This is a genomic window from Bradyrhizobium sp. P2_E8 (assembly GCF_056403875.1).
Map to the genome: position 1 here is coordinate 1 of NZ_JBFUES010000364.1, position 6800 is coordinate 6800.

Consider the following 6800-nt stretch of genomic DNA (forward strand, 5'->3'; position numbering starts at 1 on the left):
GCTTTACACTATTAAAGCCAAAGGTTGTGTCACCGTGGCGCCACACCTCTCCGAAAACGCTGGCGAGCGGTTGGCTTGGATTCGTCCGCGCGAAAAACAAAAAGGCCGGCGCGAGGCCGGCMTTTCGTGACGATATGACGTCGGTGGCGAAGCTCAGTACTTCGCGACCACCGGGCCCCCGAAGTGATAGTTCACGCCGACCTGCACGGTGTGGAAGTTGAGCGTGCCGGTGGGGAGGGCGCCCGAGAAGTAGGTCTCGCCGCCGAGGCTGCGATAGAGGTACTCGCCCTTGACCGACCACTGCGGCGCGAAGAACGCTTCGACGCCCGCACCGACGGTCCAGCCGGAGTGCCACTTGCTGTCCGACGCGGTCACGCCGAGAGCGGAGAGGCTGATCTTGTTGTCGATCCAGGCGTAGCCGCCGGTGCCGTAGAACAGGACCTGGTCGACGGCGTAGCCGATGCGGCCGCGCACGGTGCCCATCGCATCGGTCTTCGAGGTCGCGGTCGCGGTCACAACGCCGAAGCCGGGGACGACAGAGGCGCCGGTCGCCGTAGCGCTGACGTCAGCCCAGGCGCCATCGGCCTCGACACCGAACACGACGTTGCCGGTCTGCCAGTTGTAGCCGGCGGTGCCGCCGACGAAGCCACCCTTCATCTTCGGGTCGCCCGAAGCGTTTTCCCAGGCGCCGCCGCCAACGATACCGATRTAGAAGCCGGWCCAGTTGTAGACCGAGGCCACAGCSAYCGGMGCCTTSGTGTACGGGCGGGCCGCAAGATCGGCAGCCGACGCGGGGGCGGCAAGAGCGAACAAACAGGCCGAAGCCAACAAAACCTTCTTCATTTTCAACCTAATCCCAGTCCCAGTTTCTGTTGTGCCTTCCACGATCGGGAAGGGCATCGGACGCTGCGGTCCAACTGATGTCGTGCTTACACCAGCAAAGCTGCAAGTTGTGTCTCTCAAAAGCCACAACAGTCGCAAAACGTAACGGTCATTGACCTACCGTCGCACAAAAAAAGGCCGGCACAGGGCCGGCCTTCAATCTTCAGTGATATCAACGAGATATCAGTACTTCGCGATGATCGGGCCACCCCAGCGATAGTTCACGCGGATCAAGGCGAGATCGACGTCCTGGCTGATGCGATCTGCGCGTGTGAAGGCACCGAGCGGGGCAATCGCGAAATTGCCGGAGCCGGCGAAATTGATGGTGCGGTTGCCCATGAAGAGGTGGTCGTACTCGAAGCCGACCGTCCAGTTCGGCGCGAATCCGAACTCGACTCCGACACCCACGGCGCCGCCCCAACGGGTCTCGTTGGCGCGGTCGACTTCGAGGCCGGACACGACGTCGAAGCTGCGATAGCGATCGCTGACGACGGCGCCGCCGCCCTTCACGTAGACCAGCACGTTATTCCAGGCGTAACCGACCTGGCCGGTAATTAGGCCGAAGGCATTGATCTGCGACCGATCGCGCAGGCCGGTGATCGCGCTGATGTTGTCACCCGAGAAGTCCGCCCAGTTGCCCTGGCCTTCGACGCCGAACACCCAATTCGCCGACTGCCAGCGATATCCGACCTGGCCACCGACCGTGCCGCCGGTCGCGTTGTGGCAGCCCTCGCCGACGAAGATGCCACCGCCGAGATCACCGTCCCAGCATTTGTGGCTCCAACCGCCACCACCGTTGATGCCGATGTAGAAGCCGCTCCAGTCGTAGATGGCGGCGACCATCGGGGGCGGAGCCTTGGTATAGGGACGCGCAGCGAGATCCGCCGCGCTTGCGGGAGCCGACAGGCTCAACGCCATTGCACCGATTGTACCAATCAAAATCTTATTCACTGCAGTCTCCCCAGTTTCGATCCGCTTCTTGAAATTCCCCGAAGCGGCCAATCAGGCGCGACGCCCATATGAACTTAATTCCAAGGCAAACGTAGCTTAAGCGGGAGGCAGAGTCCGTCGCCGAAATGCAACAGTCGCAAGGCAACTGCAACGTGTGTAACTTGATGAATGTTAAGTGCTTTTGGTCGTTTGCGGGAACCGGGAAAAGTTCCATCCAGCGCAAACCATGGTTCCATCCAGCGCAAACTATTTGGGCAGCACGCAGGTACCGTCCGGCCCAAACATTTTGCACGCGCACGAGCAGGAACAAATCTGGAACAGACCGGTAGCCGATGCTATATATGGGGATAACCTGAGGGCTGATGGGCTGATCGGTCCGCGCAAGCGTATAGGGTCGCCTCAACAGGTTGCAGAGGACCGCGGGGCGCGGTCGGGCCTTATGAATTCAGCGGCATTCGGAGTGGAGAGCGGCGATGGCGGGAAGCGTCAACAAAGTCATTCTGGTTGGAAATCTCGGCAAGGATCCTGAAATCCGCCGCACCCAGGACGGGCGGCCGATCGCGAATTTGAGCATCGCGACCTCGGAGACCTGGCGCGACAAGAACAGCGGCGAGCGCAAGGAAAAGACCGAGTGGCATCGCGTCGTGATCTTCAATGAAGGCCTCTGCAAGGTCGCCGAGCAGTACCTGAAGAAGGGCGCCAAGGTTTACATCGAGGGCGCGCTCCAGACCCGCAAATGGACCGACCAGAGCGGCGTGGAGAAGTACTCCACCGAAGTCGTGCTCCAGGGCTTCAACTCGACGCTCACGATGCTCGACGGCCGCGGCGGCGGGGGAGGCGGCAGCTTCGGCGAGGAGCCGGGCGGCGATTTCGGCTCCTCCGGCCCCGTCAGCAGCGCGCCGCGCCGCGCCGTTGCTGCCGGTGGCGGTGGCCGCAACAGCGACATGGACGACGACATCCCGTTCTGAGTCGGGCGGGGCGCTTCGCCCCGAATGTCGTCTTGCTCGCGTAAAGCGACAGGATTTCTTACCAATCGGCTCGTAAAGCTCGGTTTTTCCGGGCGTGCCTCATGTGCTGCTTCAAGCCTTTGACCGGGCAGCATGTGAATGGTATTAACTTGATGTTAATCCCATTCACATGGTCCGCCTGTCGATCGGAGGAAGCCCCGCATGAGCCCCGCGCCGCTGCTTCAGGCTGCTCCAGCGATCCCCCTGCATGCCTTTGCCGCCATGGCCGCCCTGGTGCTCGGCCTCGTCCAGTTTGCGGCTCCCAAAGGCACGCTGCCGCACCGCACGATCGGCTGGATCTGGGTGGTGCTGATGGCGGTCGTGGCCGCCTCCTCGTTCTGGATCCACCAGATCCGCCTGGTCGGACCGTTCAGCCCGATCCATGTCCTGTCGATCTTCACACTGGTGGTGTTGCCGCTTGCGGTATGGCGGGCGCACACCCATCGCGTGGCCGATCACCGGCGCATGATGATCTTCATCTTCGCCGGCGCGCTGGTGGTGGCGGGCCTGTTCACGTTGCTGCCGGGGCGCATCATGCACCACGTGATTTTCGGGGCGTGAGGGGCGGTTTCGGGCGGCTCGTCCGGGCCCCGCCCAGGGCGGTGCCGGAGAGGGCGTAAGTCTCTGGAAAAACAGTCGGAAAAAGCGCTTCCCTTTACCCCCGCAAGGGTGGTTATCAGGGGCTCGATGCGCTATATGATTCCCAGATAAAACCTCACCGGATTTCCCCTTGGCTGACGACGACGACAAGCCCGGCGACCAGCCGGCGCAACCCTCGGATATTCGCCCCGTCTCCATCTTCGAGGAGATGAAGAAGTCCTATCTCGACTACGCCATGAGCGTGATCGTGGCGCGGGCGCTGCCCGATGCGCGCGACGGTCTGAAGCCGGTGCATCGCCGCATCCTGTACTCGATGAACGAGCAGGGGCACACACCCGACAAGAAATACGTCAAGTCCGCCCGCGTGGTCGGCGACGTCATCGGTAAGTATCATCCGCACGGCGACCAGTCGATCTACGACGCCATGGTCCGCATGGCGCAGGACTTCTCGATGCGCGTGCCGTTGATCGACGGCCAGGGCAATTTCGGCTCGGTCGACGGCGATCCCCCGGCCGCCTATCGTTACACCGAAGCGCGCCTGACCAAGGCGGCGCTGGCTCTGCTGGCCGACATCGACAAGGACACCGTCGACTTCCAGCCGAACTACGACAACAACGAGACCGAGCCATCGGTTCTGCCGGCCAAGTTCCCGAACCTTCTCGTCAACGGCGCCGGCGGCATCGCGGTCGGCATGGCGACCAACATCCCGCCGCACAATCTCGGCGAGGTCATCGACGCCTGCGTCGCGCTGATCGACAACCCTGCGCTCACCATCGACGAGCTCATCAACATCGTGCCGGGACCGGATTTCCCGACCGGCGGCGTCATTCTCGGACGCGCGGGCATCCGCGCCGCCTACCACCTCGGCCGCGGCTCGATCGTCATGCGCGGCAAGGTCGCGATCGAGACCATCCGCAAGGAGCGCGAGGCGATCATCATCACCGAGATTCCCTACCAGGTGAACAAGGCGACGATGGTCGAGCGCATCGCCGAGCTGGTCAAGGAAAAGAAGATCGAGGGCATCGGCGACCTGCGCGATGAATCGGACCGCGACGGCTACCGCGTCGTCATCGAATTGAAGCGCGACGCCGTGCCGGACGTGGTGCTGAATCAGCTGTACCGATTCACGCCGCTGCAAACGAGCTTCGGCGTCAACATGGTGGCGCTCGACAGCGGCCGTCCGCGGATCATGCATCTGAAGGACCTGCTGGCCATCTTCGTCGACTTCCGTGAGCGGGTCGTCACGCGGCGCACCAAGTACCTGCTCGCCAAGGCGCGCGATCGCGCCCATATCCTGGTCGGTCTCGCGATCGCGGTCGCCAATATCGACGAGATGATCCGCGTCATCCGGACCTCGCCCGACCCGACCACCGCCCGCGACACCCTGATGTCGCGCGACTGGCAGGCCCGGGACGTCGAGGACATGCTGACGCTGATCGACGATCCGCGCCACCGCATCAGCGCCGACGGCACGATCCGGCTGTCGATGGAGCAGGCGAGGGCCATTCTCGATCTGCGCCTTCAGCGCCTCACCGCACTCGGCCGTGACGAGATCCGCGACGAGCTCGACAAGCTCGCCGGCGAGATCGCCGATTATCTCGACATCCTGCGCTCGCGCGAGCGCGTGCTGGGCATCATCAAGACTGAGCTCGCCGAGGTGAAGGCCGAGTTCGCCACCCCGCGCCGGACCGTGATCATCGAGCAGGAAGGCGAGGTCGAGGACGAGGACCTGATCCAGCGCGAGGACATGGTCGTCACCGTCTCGCACGCCGGCTATGTCAAGCGGGTGCCGCTGTCGGCCTACCGGGCGCAGCGCCGCGGCGGGAAGGGCCGCGCCGGCATGCAGACCCGTGACGAGGATTTCGTCTCGCGCCTGTTCGTCGCCTCCACGCACACGCCGGTGCTGTTCTTCTCCTCGCGCGGCCAGGTCTACAAGGAAAAGGTCTGGCGGCTGCCCATGGCCGCGCCGAACGCGCGCGGCAAGGCGCTGATCAACATCCTGCCGCTGGAGCAGGGTGAGCGCATTACCACGATCATGCCGCTGCCCGAGGACGAATCGACCTGGGGCAACCTCGACGTGATGTTCGCGACGACAGGCGGCAATGTCCGGCGCAACAAGCTGTCCGACTTCGTCGACGTCCGCCGTTCCGGCATCATCGCCATGAAGCTCGACGAGAACGAGTCGATCGTCGACGTGCAGATCTGCACCGAGCACGACGACGTGCTGCTGACCGGCGCCGGCGGCCAGTGCATCCGCTTCCCCGTCACCGACGTGCGCGTGTTCACCGGGCGTACCTCGATGGGCGTGCGCGGCATTGCGCTTGGCGAGGGCGACAAGGTGATTTCGCTGGCGATCCTGCGCCATGTCGAGACCTCCTCGGACGAACGCTCGGCCTACCTGAAGATGCGCCGCGCGGTGGCCGGCGAAGCCACGGCCGAGGAGCCGGCGGTGGACGCCGAGGCCGAGGAGACATCCGGCAGCTTCCAGCTTGCCCAGGAGCGTTATGTCGAGATGTCGGCGGCCGAGCAGGTCGTGCTCACCGTCTCCGTCAACGGCTATGGCAAGCGGACCTCGTCCTACGAGTACCGCACCACGGGCCGCGGCGGCAAAGGCATCGTCGCCATGAGCGTCAACAACCGCAACGGCAACCTGGTTGCGTCCTTCCCGGTGGAGGACGCTGATCAAATCATGCTGGTCACCGACAAGGGCCAGCTGATCCGCTGCCCGGTCGAAGGCATCCGCATCGCCGGCCGCTCGACGCAGGGCGTGATCGTGTTCGACACCGCGGAGGACGAGCACGTCGTCTCGGTCGAGCACATCACGGAAGAGGCGGAGAGCGGGAACGGGACGAACGGCGAGTAACGCGTAGCCCGGATGGAGCAGGAGGTCGGTGCGAAGCGCCGACTGACGGCGCAATCCGGGACCAGGTTTGTACCCGTAGCCCGGATGGGGCGCAGTGAAATCCGGGACCTCTGTGCGCCTGGCAAGAATCCCGGATTACGCTAGCGCTCCATCCGCGCTACGAACTTCCCTAAATCTCCAGCTCCGTCCCGAACTCCACCACCTGCTTGGTCGGCACGCCGAAGAACGCGGCCGAGCGTTCGGCGTTGCGTTGCAGGAAGGCGAACACGGTTTCGCGCCAGACCCACATGCCCGGGACGTCCTCGCGCGGGATGATGGTCTCGCGGCCGACGTAATAGGTGATGTCGGAGAGGTCGATGCCGGGCAGCTTGCCCTGGCGGCAGGCGAGCGTCAGCCCGTCATAGATCGTCGGGTTCTGCATGAAGCCGTAATGCAGGACCACCCGGGTGATGCCCGGGATGATCTCGATCACCTCGGTGCGGTCCTCGTCGCTGATA

The 6800-nt window shown here is 63.9% G+C and carries 6 protein-coding genes; 3 read left to right on the top strand and 3 right to left on the bottom strand.

Annotated features, from left to right (window positions below; genetic code table 11):
- Positions 1-153: 153 nt before the first annotated feature.
- Together AC1D00_RS20430 and AC1D00_RS20435 are read right to left on the bottom strand one after the other, a co-directional pair.
- On the bottom strand, positions 154-843 hold the full coding sequence (locus tag AC1D00_RS20430) for an outer membrane protein (RefSeq protein WP_477011909.1): 690 nt from the start codon (positions 841-843) through the stop codon (positions 154-156).
- A 222-nt stretch (positions 844-1065) separates the two neighbouring features.
- The gene (locus tag AC1D00_RS20435; RefSeq protein ID WP_477011910.1) at positions 1066-1833 is read right to left on the bottom strand and encodes an outer membrane protein; all 768 of its coding nucleotides are present in this window, start codon (positions 1831-1833) and stop codon (positions 1066-1068) included.
- Positions 1834-2306: 473 nt separating this feature from the next.
- Here AC1D00_RS20435 and AC1D00_RS20440 point away from each other — a divergent pair, with 473 nt between their 5' ends.
- The 3 genes from AC1D00_RS20440 (at position 2307) to gyrA (ending at position 6303) form a co-directional block, all read left to right on the top strand.
- Positions 2307-2801: a single-stranded DNA-binding protein gene (locus AC1D00_RS20440; RefSeq protein WP_011087466.1), complete on the top strand. Its 495-nt coding sequence runs from the start codon at positions 2307-2309 to the stop codon at positions 2799-2801.
- A 201-nt stretch (positions 2802-3002) separates the two neighbouring features.
- Complete coding sequence (locus AC1D00_RS20445; protein ID WP_477011911.1) at positions 3003-3401, top strand: DUF2306 domain-containing protein; 399 nt, start codon at positions 3003-3005, stop codon at positions 3399-3401.
- A 169-nt stretch (positions 3402-3570) separates the two neighbouring features.
- Positions 3571-6303 (top strand): DNA gyrase subunit A, encoded by a 2733-nt coding sequence (gene gyrA, locus AC1D00_RS20450; protein ID WP_135175301.1) that lies wholly within the window; start codon positions 3571-3573, stop codon positions 6301-6303.
- 169 nt (positions 6304-6472) lie between these two features.
- On the opposite strand, the gene AC1D00_RS20455 is transcribed toward gyrA, so the two are convergent.
- On the bottom strand, positions 6473-6800 hold a 328-nt coding region (locus tag AC1D00_RS20455; protein ID WP_477011912.1), incomplete at its 5' end, for a KUP/HAK/KT family potassium transporter.